Source organism: Rhizobium sp. SEMIA 4085, from assembly GCF_013004495.1.
Taxonomy (GTDB): Bacteria; Pseudomonadota; Alphaproteobacteria; order Rhizobiales; family Rhizobiaceae; genus Rhizobium; species Rhizobium gallicum.
Map to the genome: position 1 here is coordinate 1 of NZ_JABEPH010000108.1, position 16,137 is coordinate 16,137.

The window sequence follows — 16,137 nt, forward strand, 5'->3', positions numbered from 1 at the left end:
GAGGTCGCGAAGGCCGAGCACGCGGGCGGCGATTGCGAAGGCGAAATTGCCGAAGGTCGAATGCAGCACCATGCCGTTATATTCCGGGCGCGGCGTGGACAGCATAGGATAGTTGCCGGACTTTGACCAGTCGAAGGTGCCGCCATCGACGATGATGCCGCCCATGGAATTGCCATGGCCGCCGAGGAACTTCGTCAGCGAATGCACGACGATGTCGGCGCCATGCTCGATCGGCCGAATGAGGTAAGGCGTGGCCATCGTGTTGTCGACGATAAGTGGCAGGCCGTACCTGTGGGCCACCTCGGCAATCGCCGCGATGTCGACGAACGTGCCGCCGGGATTGGCCAGGCTTTCGATGAAGATCGCCCGCGTCTTCTCATCGATCTGGCTTTCAAAACTTGCCGGATCGAGGGAATCGGCCCAGCGCACCTGCCAGCCGAAATTCCCGAAGGCATTGCCGAACTGATTGACCGAGCCGCCGTAGAGCTGCCTGGCCGCGACGAAATTCTCGCCCGGACGCATGATCGTATGAAAGACGATGACCTGCGCGGCGTGACCCGAAGCCACGGCAAGCGCTGCCGTGCCGCCTTCAAGGGCTGCCACGCGCTCTTCCAGCACTGCCTGCGTCGGGTTCATGATGCGCGTATAGATATTGCCGAAGGCCTGCAGGCCAAAGAGCGAGGCCGCGTGATCGGAATCGTTAAAGACGAAGGCTGTCGTCTGATAGATCGGCGTTATCCGCGCGCCCGTCGCCGGATCCGGCTGCGCACCGGCATGGATTGCCAGCGTGTTGAAACCCGGATCGCTCGTCGCCATGTCGTCCTCCCGTCGCTATCGATGGCGGGAGCATAGACTACGATCCGCAAATGTTAATCGCTTTGCGTTTCAACCACCGGGCGTCTGGAGAAAAATCCGTGCACTCACGCGGCAAGGCGCGGGATTTCGATTGCCGGGCAGCGGTCCATCACAACTTTTATGCCAGCTTCCTCCGCCTTCGCTGCGGCGGCATCGTCGCGCACGCCGAGCTGCGACCAAATCACCTTCGGCCGCAAGGGAAGAGCCAGAGCTTCATCAACGACACCATGGAGATATTCCGAGGCGCGGAAGACGTCGACCATATCGACCGGCACCGGGATATCGGCAAGCCGGGCATAGACGAGCTGGCCCTGGATCTGCTTGCCTGCCTGCCCGGGGTTGACGGGAATGACATTGTAGCCGCGCGACAGGAGATAGCCCATCACGCCGTTGCTCGGCCGGGCCGGATTGGGCGACGCCCCGGTCAGCGCGATCGTCTTCACGGAGTTCAAAATTCCGGCAATGTAATCGTCCGGATAACGGTCGTGATTCATCAGCTTTCCTCCAGTCGACATTATTTGCAGAGAGTTGAAACTGACAGTTCCTTCGGGCGTATATATAGGCATCCGGGTTCCCAAGGAGGAACAACCCATGAAAAAACTCGCTCTCACCGCAGCACTTGTCCTTGCGGCCTCACCATCGCTGGCGATCTCCCGCTACAATCCGATGTCCATGACCTGCCAAAGTGCCCGCGCCGCAATCCACAATCAAGGCGCCGTCATCTTCCGCTGGACCTCGCCGCGCGGCCTTCCGCTTTACGATCGCTACGTCCGCAACAGTCGGTACTGCGACGCTAACGAATATGCGGAGTGGAAGAACATACCGACCAGAGACGACCGGTCCTGCCCGGTCCTCAACTGCCAGAGTATCGACAATCTTGACGGGATGTTCTTCATACCAAACCACTCCCTGTAGCAGGCGTTCGGACGCGAAAACGATTTCGCAAGAGCCGGAAACACGCAGCTTCCGGCCTTTGTATATCAGAAGCGGTTCGAATTGCTACTTGGGTTTGCATCAAAATGGATATAGCAAAATTATAGAACAATCTCTATATTACAGAAGTATAAATCGAGAATGGACTAAGCGGAGAAATGTTATCATCTATTAAACTTCTTTTGTATTCTTTTTGTTCCTTTTTCGTTCTTGGGTCTATTAGAAACACCTCATAGTTGAGTGTACGCAGCCAAAATAAACGTATTTCGAGCGCGTGGGCTACGCCCCGGAGGTACTGCTCGTTAGCGCCGGAACCGAGCATGACGATTCTCATTTTCAAGCAGGAGACCAGCCACCGGTTGCAAAATCCGCTCGCAAGATTGATTTTCGCATCAACACGGCTCATACCCATTCTCCCCAACTAGCCTTCCCCTTCTCCCATTCCGGTCCGCATCGTGCCCCTCGACGTCATTCTGCTCGTTCTCTTCGGTGCATTCCTGCATGCGACTTGGAATGCGATCATCAAGGCGGGGACCAACAAATCGCTGGACGCGGCGCTTGTTTCGGCCGGCGGGGCGGTGGCGGCGCTGCCGTTCCTGCCCTTTCTGCCGCTGCCGCAGCCAACGGCCTGGCCCTTCATCGGCGCGTCGGCCGTCCTGCAATTTGCGTATTTTCAATTGGTCGCGGCCGCTTACCGCGCAGGCGATATCGGCCTCGTCTATCCGCTGATGCGCGGCTGCGCGCCGCTCCTCATCACCGCCACAAGCGGCTTCGTGTTGAACGAAAGCCTTTCGGGCGGCGCGCTCATCGGCACGATGACGATCTGCGCCGGCATTCTGACCCTTGCCTTCGAGGCGCGGCGCGGCAGCAAACATGCCATCATGCTCGCGCTCGTCAATGCCTGCGTCATCGCTACCTATACTTATGTCGACGGCATCGGCGCACGCGTCTCCGGCAATGCGGTGTCCTATACGCTGTGGATGGCGCTGCTGCCGCCGGTGCTGCTCTTTGCATGGGCGATCTCGCGCCGCGGCCTTCTCGCGGTCGCGGTGCATGTCCGCTACAATTGGTGGCGCGGTCTGATTGGCGGCACCGGTTCGATCGCCTCCTACGGCTTCGCCCTCTGGGCCATGACCAAGGCGCCCGTCGCCACCGTCGCCGCGCTGCGGGAAACGTCGATTCTCTTCGCGCTCATCATTTCAGTGCTGGTCCTGAAGGAGAAAGCCAGCCCATGGCGTTATCTCGCAGGCGTGATCATCGCGAGCGGCGGACTGATCCTGAAGCTCGGGTAAGAACTACGCCGCGCGCTGGAATAACCTCGTTTGAAATCCGCTCGCCCTTCTCACGTTCTGCAATAGCCAGATCGCAAGCAGATTGCAGATTGAGCCAAAGCTGCGGATCGTTTCCCTTCTTCGAAGCGAAGGCATTGACGCCAAGGGCCATTGATTGTCATTGCCCACTGATCTTTCCGATCGCAGCTCAATTTATGCAGTCCAACAGATTTTAGCTTAAATCGTCCAGCGATTTCGCATAGTGAGCACGACTAGCATTTGGCCCTGGCTGCTCGTCCCGCAGAATGTCGAGCGCGCTACTCGCCGGTCCAACTCGGCACCCGTTTTGCAAGAAACGCGCCGATGCCCTCTTCCGCGTCTGCAGTCAGCATGTTGTCGACCATCACCTGGGCCGCGTGGCTGTATGCCTCTTCTGTCTGCATTTCGAGCTGGCGGTAGAAGGCCTCCTTGCCGATCTTCAGCGTCAAGGGTGATTTCGAAGCGATGACCGAAGCGTATTTGCTCACGACCTGCGTCAGATACTGCTTGGGTACGATCCGGTTGACGAGGCCGAAGTCCTTGGCGGTCGAAGCATCGATCGTTTCGCCGGTCAGCAGCATTTCCATCGCCTGCTTCCGGTGCGCGGCGCGCGTAACGGCGACCATTGGCGTCGAGCAGAACAACCCAATATTGACGCCAGGTGTGCAGAAGGTCGCGGTGTCGGTACAGATCGCAAGGTCGCAGGAGACGACGAGCTGGCAGCCGGCTGCCGTCGCAAGCCCGTCGATCTGCGCGATCACCGGTTTCGGGAGGCGGGTGATCTCCAGCATGAGATCGGCTGCAAGCGCAAATGTCTCCTCAAAGAAGGCCACCCCGCCATCGGCATCGGCACGATGCTCCGTCATCTCCTTGAGATCGTGACCCGCAGAGAACACATCGCCGGTCGAGGCGATGACCACTACGCGGACTTCGCCGTCTTCAGCGGCTTTCTGAAGCTCGCCCATCAACAGTTCCATCACCGCGATCGAAAGCACGTTCGCCGGCGGGTTGTTGAGCGTGAGTCGCAGCACGCCATCGGCAAGCGAGCGGGTAACGAGGACGCTCCCATCCTCGTTTGCGCCCTTCCGGAAGGATACGACTTCGGCCATTGTCTAACTCCTTACATTGCGATTTCGTGCTAACAGTTCTGTCACAAGCTATCGGCAATTTCGAGGAGAAGCGATGCAGCCGGTCATGACGATCGAGGAGGTCCACCAGTTTCTGGAGACCGATTTCCCGCAGATCCACACGGACGGGCGCGTCTTTACCGTGACGGACATTACGCCCGGCAGTGTCTCGACGCGGTTCGATCCGTCAAAAAGGCATCTGCGCCCTGGCGGCACCGTGTCCGGTCCTGCCCTCTTCACGCTGGCGGACGTCACCGCCTATGCAGCGGTGCTTGCCCATATCGGCCCGGTCGCACTTGCCGTCACGACCAGCCTCAACATCAATTTCCTGCGCCTGCCGAAGCCGCAGCCGACGACCTGCACCTGCCGGATCCTCAAGCTCGGAAAGCGGCTCGCCGTTATCGACGCCGCCATCTTTCAGGAAAATCCGGCCGAGTTGGTGGCCCATGCGACGGCAACTTATTCGATTCCACCGCGATAAAAGTACGGTATCATATTACCACATCGCTAACTTATTGATTTTGTTTAGTATTTTTTACAGTGGCGCAAACAGGTGATATTGACCATTAAGACCTTTCCCTCTATACACCGCGCCAGAAACGCAGCCTTTCCGGGCTGCTTTCTTTTTGGCGCGCTTCCAGGTGCGTCAAACCAAGCAACAAGAAACGCCCTTCGCCCTCGGGCTCAGGGATCCAAAAGAGAGAATTACTATGGCAACCTTCTCCCAGAAGCCTGCAGAGGTGGAGAAGAAGTGGGTGATCATCGACGCCGAAGGGCTTGTCGTTGGCCGCCTCGCTTCACTCATCGCCATGCGTCTGCGCGGCAAGCACAAGGCAACCTTCACGCCTCACGTTGACGACGGTGACAACGTTATCGTCATCAATGCCGACAAGGTCGTTTTCACCGGCAAGAAGTATTCCGACAAGGTCTACTACTGGCACACCGGTTATGCCGGCGGCATCAAGGAGCGCACCGCTCGCCAGATCATCGAAGGCCGCTTCCCGGAGCGCGTCCTCGAGAAGGCCGTCGAGCGCATGGTCCCGCGTGGTCCGCTCGGCCGTCGCCAGATGAAGAACCTCCGCGTCTACTCCGGTTCCAACCATCCCCATGAAGCACAGCAGCCGATCGTCCTCGACGTCGCCAAGCTGAACAAGAAGAACGTAAGGAGCGCCTGATAATGGCTGACCTCTCTTCCCTGAAGGACCTCGGCACGTCGTCGGAAGCAGCTGCTCCGGTTCACGTCCGCAAGGTCGATTCGCTTGGCCGCTCCTATGCGACCGGCAAGCGTAAGGATGCCGTAGCCCGCGTTTGGCTCAAGGCCGGCTCCGGCAAGATCACCGTCAACGGCAAGGACTTCACGGCATACTTCGCCCGTCCGGTCCTGCAGATGATCCTGCGTCAGCCGATCGTCGCTGCAGCCCGCGACGGCCAGTTCGACATCGTTGCAACGGTTGCAGGCGGCGGTCTTTCCGGCCAGGCCGGTGCCGTTCGTCACGGTCTCTCGAAGGCACTCACCTACTTCGAGCCGGGCCTTCGCGGCGTGCTCAAGAAGGGCGGCTTCCTGACCCGCGACAGCCGCGTCGTCGAGCGTAAGAAGTACGGCAAGGCCAAGGCCCGCCGTTCGTTCCAGTTCTCGAAGCGCTAATCGCTTCAGAATACGGATTTTGCAAAGGCCGGGTCTTTCCCGGCCTTTTCTTTGCCATCGCCGGCAACCGGTCCTCAGATCGGCAGCTCTGTCGTCGACTTCAGTTCGCGCAGGACGAAGCTCGACACCACATTGCGCACATGTGGATTGCGCATCAGGTACCGCGTCATGAAAGCCTCGTAGGCTTCGACGTCGCGCGCCCTGATCTTCAGCATATAGTCGAACGTCCCCGATAGCGCATAGCATTCCATGATCTCGGGCCGGTCGCGCACTGCGGCGGCAAAGGCCTCGATCGCCTCTTCGTGGTGATCCTCCAAGGTTACATGGGCGATGATGCAGAGCTTGAGATCGAGCTTTGCCGGATCGAGGAGCGCCACACGCTTGCGAATGACGCCTTCCGTCTCGAGTTCCTGCATCTTGCGCCAGGCGGTGCTTTGCGACATGCCGGCCTTTTCCGCCAGCTCGGCGAGCGACAGACTGCTGCCGGCCTGCACAAGCTGCAGGAGCTTGCGGGCGGCCTTCAAATTTTCTTTCATTCTTACCCCTCCTCATGGATTATTCTCCCATTTTCCAACCATAATCCGGCAATGCTGAAATGTTTACCCGCATTCCCAGGGATATAATGGTGACATGACAGCCGGAGGTCGGAATCGCCCGGCTCATTGGATCAGAGACCGGGAGGCCGCTCATGACCAAGGAAAGCACCTACACGGCGAACCTGCCGGATGCGAACGGCATCTATCACTACACCGCTGAAGAAGACAAAATCTGGAGCGAGCTCTATCAGCGCCAGATGACGCTGCTCGCCGACAAGGCCTGCCGGGAATATCTGGACGGCGTGAAGACCCTCGGGCTGAAGCCGGAAAAGGTTCCGCAGCTTCGCGACGTCAATCGGCGTCTTAACGAAACCACCGGCTTCGGCGTGGAAGGCGTCCCTGCTCTCATCCCGCCGTCGCGCTTCTATGAATTGCTTTCGCAGGCCAAGTTTCCGCTGGCGACGTTCATCCGGCGCCGCGAGCATATCGATTATATCGAAGAGCCGGATATCTTCCACGAGGTGTTCGGCCACTGTCCGCTCCTGACCAACCAGAGCTACGCCAATTTCGTCCGCCGCTTCGGCGAAAAGGCCGTCGGCCTTGGCAAGGGGTACTCCTGGCATCTGTTTCGGATTTTCTGGTTTACTGTGGAATTCGGCCTCATCAACACGCCGCAGGGACGCCGCTGCTTCGGCGCCGGTATCGTCTCTTCGCCCAACGAGACGCGGGCGGCAATGGAAGGCAAGGCATGCGAATTCCGGCCTTTCGACCTTATGACGGCGCTGAGAACGCCTTACCGGATCGATATCGTCCAGCCGATTTATTACGTGATCGACAGCTTTTCGCAGTTGGAGTCGATCATCGAGGAAGATATCGGTGCACGCATCAACGAGGCCAAGGCTCTCGGCGACTTCCCGCCGGCATTCGAAGCCAAGGCGTCCTGAGCGACAGGAATTTCGTTTCGTTCGGGGCTTGCCTTGTCAGCCGTGATTGTCCAACGTCCCGCCAACATGTGATGGAGGGCCGCCATGGCAGAAAAGTCGATCGATCACGCTTTTATGGCGACCAGCCTCACATCCTCGGCCACTGATCCAACCTTTGCCGGAGCGCTCTCCTTCATGCGGCGTCGGTTCACCAAGGTTCTGACAGGCGCCGACGTCGTCGTCTGGGGTATTCCCTTCGATGCGGCAACCTCCAACCGGCCGGGAACGCGCTTCGGGCCGCAGGCGATCCGTCGCGCCTCGGCGATCTTCGACAACGATCCGCAATATCCCTTCAATCGCGATCTCTTCGCCGAAATGGCGGTGATCGACTACGGCGACTGCCTGCTTGACTACGGCAATCACCAGGAGACGCCGGCGGCAATCGAGCGGCAGGCGAATACGATTCTTGACAGCGGCGCCTTCCTCCTCACGCTTGGCGGCGACCACTATATCACATGGCCGATCCTCAAGGCGCATGCGGCCAGGCACGGTCCGTTGGCGCTGGTGCAGTTCGACGCGCATCAGGATACGTGGCTCGACGACAACCGGCGGATCGATCACGGCTCCTTCGTCGCACGCGCGGCCCGCGACGGCATCATCGACCCGGACCGCTCCATCCAGATCGGCATCCGCACCCACGCGCCGGAGGATTTCGGCATTCGCATCCTCTACGGCCACCAGGTCGAAGAAATGAATGCCGCTGAGATCGCTTCGGCAATAGTCTCGCACACCAAGGACGCTCCGGCCTATCTGACCTTCGATATCGACTGCCTCGATCCGGCCTATACGCCAGGCACCGGCACGCCAGTAGCGGGCGGGCCGTCGAGCGCCAAGATCCTTTCGGTCCTGCAACGCCTGCAGCAGCTCGATATCCGCGGCGCAGACGTGGTCGAGGTCTCGCCGCCTTATGATCACGCCGATATCACCGCCATTGCAGGGGCGACGGTCGCGATGTATATGCTGGGGCTCCGCGCCGAGCGGCACGCAGCGGCACGCTAGGCCGTTATCAAACTGATTCAACTTCATGGCACACTGATTCCGGAAGCAACCCGAACTCATTGAAAGCGCAGGATTATCATGGCACCGAAAATCTTCATCGATGGCGAACACGGCACAACGGGTCTGCAGATCCGCACGCGCATGGCCGGCCGCCGCGATGTCGAGCTTCTGTCCATTCCGGAGGCTGAACGCCGCAATGCCGCGATGCGCGAGGACCTGCTGAACAGCGCCGACATCGCCATCCTCTGCCTGCCCGACGACGCGTCGAAGGCAGCCGTCCAGATGGTTTCGGCGAACAACAATGTGCGCGTTATCGACACGTCGACCGCCTTCCGCGTCAATCCCGGCTGGGCTTACGGCTTTGCCGAAATGGACAAGGAGCAGGCCGAAAAGATCAGGGCCGCGCGTTTTGTCGCAAACCCCGGCTGCTACCCGACGGGCGCCATCGGCCTCATCCGGCCGTTGCGCGCTGCAGGCATTCTGCCGGACGGCTATCCAGTCACCGTCAATGCGGTCTCCGGCTATACCGGCGGCGGCAAGCAGATGATCGCGCAGATCGAAGACCAAAGCCGCGACGATGCAATCACCGCGCCGCATTTCCTCTATGGCCTGCCGCTGACACACAAGCATGTGCCGGAGATGAAAATCCATGGCCTGCTCGACCGAGCGCCAATCTTCTCGCCTTCGGTCGGCAAGTTCGCGCAGGGGATGATCGTCCAGGTGCCGCTGCATCTCGACGGTCTCTCGGGCGATGCGACGCTCGAAAGCATCCATGCGGCCCTGACAGCGCATTATGCCGGTCAGGATATCGTCACGGTCGTTCCGCTCGAAACGAGTCGCACACTTGCCCGTATCGATGCCGTGGAGCTTGCCGGTAAGGACACGATGAAGCTCTTCGTGTTCGGCACGCCGGGCGCCAGTCAGGTCAACCTCGTCGCTCTGCTCGACAATCTTGGCAAGGGCGCCTCGGGTGCGGCCGTCCAAAACATGGACCTGATGCTCGCCTCGTAAACCTTCCGGAGCCCCAAGGACATGCCGATCGATACGCTTTCGGCCGGCGTTGCTGAATGGTTTTCCGCTGCGTTGCCGGATCACGGCATCTATGCGCTAATCTTCTTTGCCTTCATTGCCGGACTCGCGCGCGGCTTTTCGGGCTTCGGGGCGGCGCTGATCTTCATTCCGCTTGGCGGTGCGATTGTCGGCCCGAAGTTGATTTCTCCCGTTTTGCTTCTCATCGACGGGCTTGCGACACTTGGCATGATCCCGCCTGCCTGGCGCAGCGCCGACCGGCGTGAAGTCTTCGCGATGGCGATCGGCGCGGCTCTCGGCGTTCCCGCGGGCACAGTTGCACTTGCGCTGATGGATACCTTGACGCTCCGCTGGATCATCACCGCCGTGGCTATATCGCTGCTGGCGCTCCTCGTGTCCGGCTGGCGCCATCAAGGCGAGCCGCGCGCGCCGCTCAGTGCCGGGATTGGCCTTATCGCCGGTCTTTTCAGCGGCGCGGCACAGCTTGGCGGCCCGCCGGTCGTTGCCTATTGGCTCGGCGGCAAGAGCGGGTTCACCCGCGTCCGGGCAAATGTCATCCTCTACTTCTCGATCTCCACCTCCTTCAGCGCGATCAGCTATTATGCCGGAGGGCTTTTCGTGCAGGCCGTCTTTGCTCTGACGCTCGTCATCCTGCCAGGCTATGCGCTCGGCCTCTATGGCGGCTCGAAGCTGTTCGGCTTGGCGAAGGAGAGCACGTTCCGGCTGATCTGCTATCTGCTCATCGCCGCGGCCGCCATCATCGGCATGCCAGCGCTCGACGGGATTTTGCGGTAAGCTCCTGAGGCAACCTCCTCCTCAGTCCCTTTCCGCAATCATCGTGTCGTGCGCAAACTCACCGTAGAAGCCGCGCCAATTGGCGACGGCAAAGCCCAAGACGATCAGGGCGCCTGCCTGATGTAAAAGGCCCCAATGAAGCGGGACCTGCAGAAGGAGCGTGGCGATGCCGACTGCGGCCTGCAGCGTGACGAGCGCGAAGAGCACGACAGCGCGGCGGGCGTGGGTGGTTTGGGGCGCTGCGCGGAGCGCAACCATCATATTGATGAAAGCGAGCGCGAAGAGCACGTAGGCGCCGGCGCGATGGATGAATTGAACGGTCTTCGGGTTTTCGAAGAAATTGATCCAGGCGGGCTTTTGGATGAGAAGATCGAAGGGGATGATCGCGCCGTCCATCAGCGGCCAGGTATTGTAGGCGAAGCCGGCATCAAGACCGGCCACCAGCGCGCCGAGATAGATCTGGAAGAGCGCGAAAATGGCAATTATCGCCGCCCACGCCCGCGAGCCTTCAGTAGGCGCGGCGTCGTTCGAATGCGGGGAAAGGCCGCGCATGATCCACATGCAGGCGGCGAAAATCAGACAGGCCATGACGAGGTGCGCCGCGAGGCGATGCTGGCTGACATCGGTCCGCACCGAAAGGCCAGACGAGACCATCCACCAGCCGATGAAACCCTGCAGGCTTCCGAGCCCCAGGATGCCGGCGAGCGGCCAGCGCAGCCGCCGTTCGACCATGCCCGTCAGCCAGAAAAAGGCAAGCGGCAAAGCGAAGATAACGCCGATCCCGCGGGCGATCAGCCGGTGCGCCCATTCCCACCAGAAGATGGTCTTGAAATCTTCCACAGTCATGTCGCTGTTTAGCTGCTGGAATTCGGGAATGCGCTGGTAGAGCTTGAATTCTTCCTCCCATTCAGCGGCAGTGAGCGGCGGAATGACGCCGTGGATCGGCTTCCATTCCGTGATCGAAAGGCCGGAATTGGTAAGACGCGTCGCGCCGCCGACGAGCACGAGACAGACGAGCGCGAGGAGCACGATACCCAGCCACATGCGCAGTGCGCGGCGGTTCCGGTCCAACCTGCGGACCTCGCTCAAGATCGCCTGTTGCGTGGTCAAGTTCGCGACGGCCATGATTGTTCCTTCTTTCCGGCAGTTGATTTGCCCCAACGGCTCATGCAAAACAAGCCCCGAACTGTTGCGGCATGCCGTCGCGCGGGTCCACCTACTCCGGAAAGAGATTTCATGCCCGTCCGCTTGCGCAAATTCATCGGCACGATCCTCATCGTCGTTCTCGTGCTTCTTTATGCGCTTTTGGCGAACACGATTGCCGTCGCGACACTTGGGGAATCGTCGTGGTGGGTCCACCTCCTCTATTTCTCGGTGACGGGCCTTGTCTGGGTCCTGCCGGCGATGCTGATCATCAAATGGATGGCCGGTCCGCGGCAGAAGTGAACGCCGTTAACGCCGGAATAACCCTGATCCGCGGAAAAGACGCTCTGCCCTCTTGCATTTAAGCCAAATGAAGGCACTCGCCCTTTATGCTTCCGGCCAAGCCATCTTGACCGGAGAAGACCCGTGCAGACGCAAAAGCTCGATGCCCATCAACGACCGCTCGACGAAGCGGCGAAAGCCGAGGCAGGCATTGCGAGCCCTCGCTCGCTGAGCGCGGAACTCGATGTCACTGTCTTCGACACGATGGCGCCGCTGGAAAAGGATTGGCGCGCTTTGGAGCTCGACAATTTGACGTCTCTCCATCAGGGCTATGACTGGTGCCCTAGCTGGGTCGGCGCCTATCGGCGGCCGCTCGCCATTTTGCGGGGGGTCTGCGGGCCCGAAACGCGCTGTATCCTGCCGGTGTCAATCGATCGCTCCCTTGTGCTGCGTGGCGCGAAATTCATCGGCGCCAATCACAGCAACATCAATACTGGACTTTTCACGGAGCATTTTCTGCGCCGCGCCGTTGACCTCGATGCGCACTGCTTCGCCGAGAGCCTTCGTCACGCCCTTCGCGGCAAGGCCGATCTGCTGCTCTTGCAGAACATCCCGCTGGAGTGGCGCGGCCAGAAGAGCCCGCTCGGTCTGTTGCCATTGGTGCAGAACCAGAACCACGCCTATCAGCTGCCGCTGCTTGAAAATTTCGAGGCGACGCTCAGGCAATTGAACTCCAAGAGCCGCCGGAAGAAGTTCCGGGTGCAATCGAAACGCCTCGAAGCCATCGGCGGCTTCGACTATGTCGCTGGCGGGACGGCCGGCGAGCAGCACGCCTTTCTTGACCAGTTCTTCGCTCAGAAGGCCGAGCGCTTCAAGGCACTCGGGCTGCCCGACGTCTTTGCCGACGCCGAAACGCGGACCTTTCTCCATGGCCTGATCGATATCCGCGGCGGCGACGATTTCGGGCTCGAGATGCATGCGATCCGCCTCAAGGGCGAAAACGAAGGGCATATCGCTGCGCTGTCCGGTATCTCGCGCAAGGGCGATCACGTGATCTGCCAGTTCAGTTCGATCAACGAAAGCGTTGCGGCGGATGCAAGCCCGGGCGAATTCCTCTTTTGGCAGATGATTTCCAAATTGCACGGGAAGGGCGTCACCCTCTTCGATTTCGGCCTCGGCGATCAGGTCTACAAACGTTCTTGGGCACCGATCGAAACGGATCATCACGATGTAGTGCTGCCGCTGTCCTTCGTGGGAAGGATCGCCGGGCTTGCGCACCGGGCCATCACGCGGAGCAAGGCCCACATCAAGGCTCGGCCCGGCCTCTATAAATTCGCGCAGCGCGCTCGTTCAAAGATCGGCGTCTGATCAGGCCGCCCGGCGCGGGAGGTCCTCCGCAATTGTCTCGTCGCCGGACATCAGCCCGACGCGCTGATAGCCCGCCTTTTCGAATTCCGTCATCGCGAAGACGAACTCCTCTTCGATCACGTCCGGCATCGAAAGGATGATCTCGACATCCTTGCTGCGCGTCAGGCGGGAGACGCCGGCAACATCGGCTGCGCCGCACTCGACAATCACGAGATCATAGGCTGAGGACAATGCGTCGAGCAGCAGCGAAAGCCGGTCTGCGCCGCGCATCGCCTGACGGATGTCGCTGATGCCCTGCGGGATCAGATGAGCATCTGAGTCACGGTCGCCATGAATCGTTTCGCCGAAAGCGGCAGCGCCGCAGAGCAGGTCGGTGACGCCCGGCGCATTCGGGTCGTCGCCCATCAACTCGGTCGGATAGCCGGAGCCGGTCATGTCGACCAGGACCACGCGCTGACCGACGTCGGCAAGTGCGCGGGCCAGCGAAACAGTCGCCGCGGAACCGTCGTCGCCAGTCGGCGATATCGCGACAGCGAGCGTTGCCCGGCTGCTCGTGAGATAATGGGCGACAGAGCTGATCGAGAATTCGCTTTCTTCTTCCAAAGATTGAGGCGCCTCGTGCGCAGGCTCTTCTTCCAGCGGTGCCGAAAGCATGCTGGGCTTGACGTCACGCTTGGCTTTCGGCGCGGCGGCGGCCTGCGTTTTTTCTTCGATCGGCGCAGCCGGCTGGACGCTGCCGTCGACGGGACGCAGTGCCCGGCCGCTGAAAAGTTCCGCGAGCATGATGACGATCGAACTCATGATCAACGTCGCGACGGCAGCGACGACAACGATCGGCACGACCTTCGGGAAGTACGGATCGACAGGCTCGATGGCGCGCGAGACGATGCGCGCATCCGCCGGACTCGAATTGCTGTCGGCGCGCGAAGCGGCTTCCCGATAGCGCGCGAGGTAGGTTTCGAGGAGTTGGCGCTGGGCGTTCGCCTCGCGCTGCAGGGCATTGAGGCCCACCTCGTCTTCGCCCGCCTGGGCGCTGTTTGCCCGCAAGGTGCCGGACTGGCGCTCGAGTTCGGCAGCACGAAGGCCGGCGACCTTCGCTTCGCCCTCTACGCTGGCCAGGATCTTTTGCGTTTCCTGGCGGATCTGCGTCTTGATGTCTGCAAGCTGCGCTCGCAGGCTCTTCAACTTCGGATGGTTGTTGAGCAGCGACGTGCTGAGATCGGAAATCTGCGACTGGAGGCCCGACTCAGTGGCCTTGAGCCGCTGCATGGACTGCGAGGACATGATGTCCGGCAACGTATCCGACGCCTCACCGGAGGCGAGCGCGTTGCGGACGGACTGGGCGCGCGCCTCGGCATTCGCCTTTTCGCCGCGTACGCGGGTCAGCTCAACAGAGATATCGTTCAGCTGCTGCTGCGGAAAGTTCCCGCCTCCGTTCGTCGGCAGAAGACCGTGCTTGGCGCGGTATTCGGCAACCTTCTGCTCGGCGTCGTTTACCTTCTGGCGAAGGTTCTCGATTTCCGGCTCGAGCCAACGGGTGGCCTCCGAGTTCGTATCGAGTTTGGCGCCGCTCTGCGTCGCGAGATAGACATTCGCCATGGCATTCGGAATGCGCGCGGCAATCTTCGGATCCCTCGACGTGAAGGTGATGCCGATGACGCGCGAACCGGGAACCTGGTAGACCTGAAGGCGCTCGATGAACGCATCGATCACGCGCTCTTCAGGCGGATTATCAAGCGGGTTCTTCTTGATATGCAGTGCCACAAGGATGTCGCTCAGCGCAGAGCCGTTGACGGCATCGTCGAATTCAGGCAGCTCATAGAGCTTCTCGCTGTTGATGACCTGCTTGATGATATCGGCGGACTGCAGAAGCTGAACTTGGCTCGCAATGTTCAACTCGTCGAGCAGCGGTCCGGCATTGCCGTCGTTCGATTGGGTGTTGGCGAAAGCCGGTGCACGCTGCTCGATCAGCAGACGCGTTTCGGCACTGTATTTCGGCGAGATCATCTTGGCGCCGGCAAAGGCGACCCCTGCCCCGATCAGCGTGACGGCGACAACCTTCAGCCGGCGGGCCCAGACGGCTCGAACGAGCTGGCCAAGGTCGATGTCCACATCCTGATTACCCGTTACGCCGGACATACTCGTACTCCGAGAACAAAACATGGTGCGAAGCGTAAACGACTATAGTAACCCGACGGTTAATGTTGCCCCGCATCAGCAAATCGAAGCGTGGCCGGGCAAAATGCAAAAATGCGGCGCATTTTTACCAGCCATTAACCCTAACGGATCGATAACGGCAGTACCGAGTTCGTTTCCTGTGAGCAAAACGCGGATGCTTTTCGTCCAGCCCAAGACGCTTCTGGCTCTGAGCCTTGTCGCCATGACGGCGGCATTGAGCGGTTGCAACACCTATAAGCCCGCGCCGAGAGCTTTCAATCAGGCAACGATCCAGCCCTATACGCTCGACAGCGGCGACCGCCTGCGCATCACCGTTTTCGATCAGCCGAGCATGACGAATACCTATATGGTCGATCAGGCAGGCTACATCGCCTTCCCGCTCGTCGGACAGGTGCCGGCGCGCGGACGCACGCTGCAGCAGCTTTCCGGTCAGATCGCCCAGAAGTTGCAGCAGGGCTATCTGCGCGATCCCGATGTGACGATCGATGTCGACCGCTACCGTTCCATCTTCATCATGGGAGAAGTCGGTCAGCCCGGCCAGTATTCCTATGTGCCGGGCATGACGGTGCAGAACGCGATCGCCGTTGCCGGCGGCTTCACCTCCCGCGCCAATCAGGGCACGGTCGACGTCACCCGCAAGATCAACGGCCAGGTGCTGACCGGACGCGTCAACATTTCGTCCTCAATCATCGCCGGCGACACGATCTATGTCCGCGAACGGCTGTTCTGATCGCTGATGGCACAACAGCGCCCCCTCCGTATACTCCATTGTTTCAGATCGCCCGTCGGCGGGATATTCCGCCATGTCCGCGATCTGGTGGAGGAACACAGCACGGCCGGGCATGAGATCGGCATCCTCTGCGACAGCTCCACCGGCGGCGGGCACGAGGACCGGCGCTTCGACGATATCCGTCCCTTTCTCTCCCTCGGGCCGACGCGCATACCGGTCCGGCG

At 60.4% G+C, this 16,137-nt stretch carries 19 protein-coding genes and 1 pseudogene; 13 read left to right on the forward strand and 7 right to left on the reverse strand.

Going from position 1 to position 16,137, the window contains the following annotated elements; all coding sequences use genetic code 11:
* The coding region (locus C9413_RS13250) for an aminotransferase class I/II-fold pyridoxal phosphate-dependent enzyme (protein WP_170250538.1) at nt 1-816 on the reverse strand (816 nt) is incomplete at its 3' end.
* Between the two features lie 104 nt (nt 817-920).
* Nucleotides 921-1,349: a CoA-binding protein gene (locus C9413_RS13255; RefSeq protein ID WP_022714794.1), complete on the reverse strand. Its 429-nt coding sequence runs from the start codon at nt 1,347-1,349 to the stop codon at nt 921-923.
* Nucleotides 1,350-1,446: 97 nt separating this feature from the next.
* Between C9413_RS13255 and C9413_RS13260 the strand changes: the two genes are divergently transcribed.
* Nucleotides 1,447-1,770: a hypothetical protein gene (locus tag C9413_RS13260; RefSeq protein ID WP_039844545.1), complete on the forward strand. Its 324-nt coding sequence runs from the start codon at nt 1,447-1,449 to the stop codon at nt 1,768-1,770.
* 133 nt (nt 1,771-1,903) lie between these two features.
* On the opposite strand, the gene C9413_RS13265 is transcribed toward C9413_RS13260, so the two are convergent.
* A complete protein-coding gene (locus tag C9413_RS13265) occupies nt 1,904-2,194 on the reverse strand; it encodes a hypothetical protein (protein WP_039844544.1) in 291 nt (96 codons plus the stop codon).
* Between the two features lie 49 nt (nt 2,195-2,243).
* On the opposite strand from C9413_RS13265, the gene C9413_RS13270 reads away from it, so the two are divergent.
* Nucleotides 2,244-3,080, forward strand: a complete 837-nt coding sequence (locus C9413_RS13270) for an EamA family transporter (protein ID WP_039844543.1) — start codon at nt 2,244-2,246, stop codon at nt 3,078-3,080.
* A gap of 296 nt (nt 3,081-3,376) precedes the next feature.
* On the opposite strand, the gene C9413_RS13275 is transcribed toward C9413_RS13270, so the two are convergent.
* Nucleotides 3,377-4,207, reverse strand: a complete 831-nt coding sequence (locus C9413_RS13275) for an enoyl-CoA hydratase (protein ID WP_039844542.1) — start codon at nt 4,205-4,207, stop codon at nt 3,377-3,379.
* Between the two features lie 73 nt (nt 4,208-4,280).
* Between C9413_RS13275 and C9413_RS13280 the strand changes: the two genes are divergently transcribed.
* The 3 genes from C9413_RS13280 to rpsI all read left to right on the forward strand — a co-directional run bounded on the left by C9413_RS13280 (nt 4,281) and on the right by rpsI (nt 5,870).
* The gene (locus tag C9413_RS13280; protein ID WP_039844541.1) at nt 4,281-4,706 is read left to right on the forward strand and encodes a PaaI family thioesterase; all 426 of its coding nucleotides are present in this window, start codon (nt 4,281-4,283) and stop codon (nt 4,704-4,706) included.
* Nucleotides 4,707-4,935: 229 nt separating this feature from the next.
* Complete coding sequence (gene rplM / locus C9413_RS13285; protein ID WP_039844540.1) at nt 4,936-5,400, forward strand: 50S ribosomal protein L13; 465 nt, start codon at nt 4,936-4,938, stop codon at nt 5,398-5,400.
* A 2-nt stretch (nt 5,401-5,402) separates the two neighbouring features.
* Nucleotides 5,403-5,870: a 30S ribosomal protein S9 gene (gene rpsI, locus C9413_RS13290; protein WP_022714787.1), complete on the forward strand. Its 468-nt coding sequence runs from the start codon at nt 5,403-5,405 to the stop codon at nt 5,868-5,870.
* A gap of 74 nt (nt 5,871-5,944) precedes the next feature.
* On the opposite strand, the gene C9413_RS13295 is transcribed toward rpsI, so the two are convergent.
* Nucleotides 5,945-6,406 carry an Lrp/AsnC family transcriptional regulator gene (locus tag C9413_RS13295; RefSeq protein WP_039844539.1) on the reverse strand — a complete coding sequence of 154 codons (462 nt, stop codon included), beginning with the start codon at nt 6,404-6,406 and terminating at the stop codon, nt 5,945-5,947.
* 152 nt (nt 6,407-6,558) lie between these two features.
* On the opposite strand from C9413_RS13295, the gene C9413_RS13300 reads away from it, so the two are divergent.
* The 4 genes from C9413_RS13300 (at nt 6,559) to C9413_RS13315 (ending at nt 10,212) form a co-directional block, all read left to right on the forward strand.
* Nucleotides 6,559-7,350, forward strand: coding sequence for a phenylalanine 4-monooxygenase (locus tag C9413_RS13300; protein ID WP_039844538.1), 792 nt, complete (start codon nt 6,559-6,561; stop codon nt 7,348-7,350).
* An 84-nt stretch (nt 7,351-7,434) separates the two neighbouring features.
* Nucleotides 7,435-8,388 carry an agmatinase gene (speB, locus tag C9413_RS13305; RefSeq protein ID WP_039844537.1) on the forward strand — a complete coding sequence of 318 codons (954 nt, stop codon included), beginning with the start codon at nt 7,435-7,437 and terminating at the stop codon, nt 8,386-8,388.
* 78 nt (nt 8,389-8,466) lie between these two features.
* Nucleotides 8,467-9,399, forward strand: a complete 933-nt coding sequence (argC, locus tag C9413_RS13310; RefSeq protein WP_039844536.1) for an N-acetyl-gamma-glutamyl-phosphate reductase — start codon at nt 8,467-8,469, stop codon at nt 9,397-9,399.
* A 21-nt stretch (nt 9,400-9,420) separates the two neighbouring features.
* Nucleotides 9,421-10,212 (forward strand): sulfite exporter TauE/SafE family protein, encoded by a 792-nt coding sequence (locus C9413_RS13315; protein ID WP_039844535.1) that lies wholly within the window; start codon nt 9,421-9,423, stop codon nt 10,210-10,212.
* A 21-nt stretch (nt 10,213-10,233) separates the two neighbouring features.
* Here the strand turns inward: C9413_RS13315 and C9413_RS13320 are convergent, their stop codons facing one another.
* On the reverse strand, nt 10,234-11,337 hold the full coding sequence (locus tag C9413_RS13320; RefSeq protein WP_039844534.1) for a COX15/CtaA family protein: 1,104 nt from the start codon (nt 11,335-11,337) through the stop codon (nt 10,234-10,236).
* Between the two features lie 111 nt (nt 11,338-11,448).
* Here C9413_RS13320 and C9413_RS13325 point away from each other — a divergent pair, with 111 nt between their 5' ends.
* Both C9413_RS13325 and C9413_RS13330 read left to right on the forward strand, forming a co-directional pair.
* Nucleotides 11,449-11,658: a DUF2842 domain-containing protein gene (locus C9413_RS13325; protein WP_022714780.1), complete on the forward strand. Its 210-nt coding sequence runs from the start codon at nt 11,449-11,451 to the stop codon at nt 11,656-11,658.
* 123 nt (nt 11,659-11,781) lie between these two features.
* Nucleotides 11,782-13,005 carry a GNAT family N-acetyltransferase gene (locus C9413_RS13330; protein WP_170250539.1) on the forward strand — a complete coding sequence of 408 codons (1,224 nt, stop codon included), beginning with the start codon at nt 11,782-11,784 and terminating at the stop codon, nt 13,003-13,005.
* On the opposite strand, the gene C9413_RS13335 is transcribed toward C9413_RS13330, so the two are convergent.
* Nucleotides 13,006-15,144, reverse strand: coding sequence for a Wzz/FepE/Etk N-terminal domain-containing protein (locus C9413_RS13335; protein ID WP_170250540.1), 2,139 nt, complete (start codon nt 15,142-15,144; stop codon nt 13,006-13,008).
* Nucleotides 15,145-15,337: 193 nt separating this feature from the next.
* On the opposite strand from C9413_RS13335, the gene C9413_RS13340 reads away from it, so the two are divergent.
* Together C9413_RS13340 and C9413_RS32700 are read left to right on the forward strand one after the other, a co-directional pair.
* Nucleotides 15,338-15,913, forward strand: coding sequence for a polysaccharide biosynthesis/export family protein (locus C9413_RS13340; protein WP_022714777.1), 576 nt, complete (start codon nt 15,338-15,340; stop codon nt 15,911-15,913).
* Nucleotides 15,914-15,919: 6 nt separating this feature from the next.
* A pseudogene (locus tag C9413_RS32700) lies at nt 15,920-16,137 on the forward strand (glycosyltransferase family 1 protein); the annotation flags it as partial.

What these genes read in the sequence shown, in the direction of transcription:
- C9413_RS13255 (WP_022714794.1), bottom strand. Translation starts at nt 1,349, where the DNA reads ATGAATCACGACCGTTATCCGGACGATTACATTGCCGGAATTTTGAAC.
- C9413_RS13260 (WP_039844545.1), top strand. Translation starts at nt 1,447, where the DNA reads ATGAAAAAACTCGCTCTCACCGCAGCACTTGTCCTTGCGGCCTCACCA.
- C9413_RS13265 (WP_039844544.1), bottom strand. Translation starts at nt 2,194, where the DNA reads ATGAGCCGTGTTGATGCGAAAATCAATCTTGCGAGCGGATTTTGCAAC.
- C9413_RS13275 (WP_039844542.1), bottom strand. Translation starts at nt 4,207, where the DNA reads ATGGCCGAAGTCGTATCCTTCCGGAAGGGCGCAAACGAGGATGGGAGC.
- C9413_RS13280 (WP_039844541.1), top strand. Translation starts at nt 4,281, where the DNA reads ATGCAGCCGGTCATGACGATCGAGGAGGTCCACCAGTTTCTGGAGACC.
- rplM (WP_039844540.1), top strand. Translation starts at nt 4,936, where the DNA reads ATGGCAACCTTCTCCCAGAAGCCTGCAGAGGTGGAGAAGAAGTGGGTG.
- rpsI (WP_022714787.1), top strand. Translation starts at nt 5,403, where the DNA reads ATGGCTGACCTCTCTTCCCTGAAGGACCTCGGCACGTCGTCGGAAGCA.
- C9413_RS13295 (WP_039844539.1), bottom strand. Translation starts at nt 6,406, where the DNA reads ATGAAAGAAAATTTGAAGGCCGCCCGCAAGCTCCTGCAGCTTGTGCAG.
- C9413_RS13300 (WP_039844538.1), top strand. Translation starts at nt 6,559, where the DNA reads ATGACCAAGGAAAGCACCTACACGGCGAACCTGCCGGATGCGAACGGC.
- speB (WP_039844537.1), top strand. Translation starts at nt 7,435, where the DNA reads ATGGCAGAAAAGTCGATCGATCACGCTTTTATGGCGACCAGCCTCACA.
- argC (WP_039844536.1), top strand. Translation starts at nt 8,467, where the DNA reads ATGGCACCGAAAATCTTCATCGATGGCGAACACGGCACAACGGGTCTG.
- C9413_RS13315 (WP_039844535.1), top strand. Translation starts at nt 9,421, where the DNA reads ATGCCGATCGATACGCTTTCGGCCGGCGTTGCTGAATGGTTTTCCGCT.
- C9413_RS13320 (WP_039844534.1), bottom strand. Translation starts at nt 11,337, where the DNA reads ATGGCCGTCGCGAACTTGACCACGCAACAGGCGATCTTGAGCGAGGTC.
- C9413_RS13325 (WP_022714780.1), top strand. Translation starts at nt 11,449, where the DNA reads ATGCCCGTCCGCTTGCGCAAATTCATCGGCACGATCCTCATCGTCGTT.
- C9413_RS13335 (WP_170250540.1), bottom strand. Translation starts at nt 15,144, where the DNA reads ATGTCCGGCGTAACGGGTAATCAGGATGTGGACATCGACCTTGGCCAG.
- C9413_RS13340 (WP_022714777.1), top strand. Translation starts at nt 15,338, where the DNA reads ATGCTTTTCGTCCAGCCCAAGACGCTTCTGGCTCTGAGCCTTGTCGCC.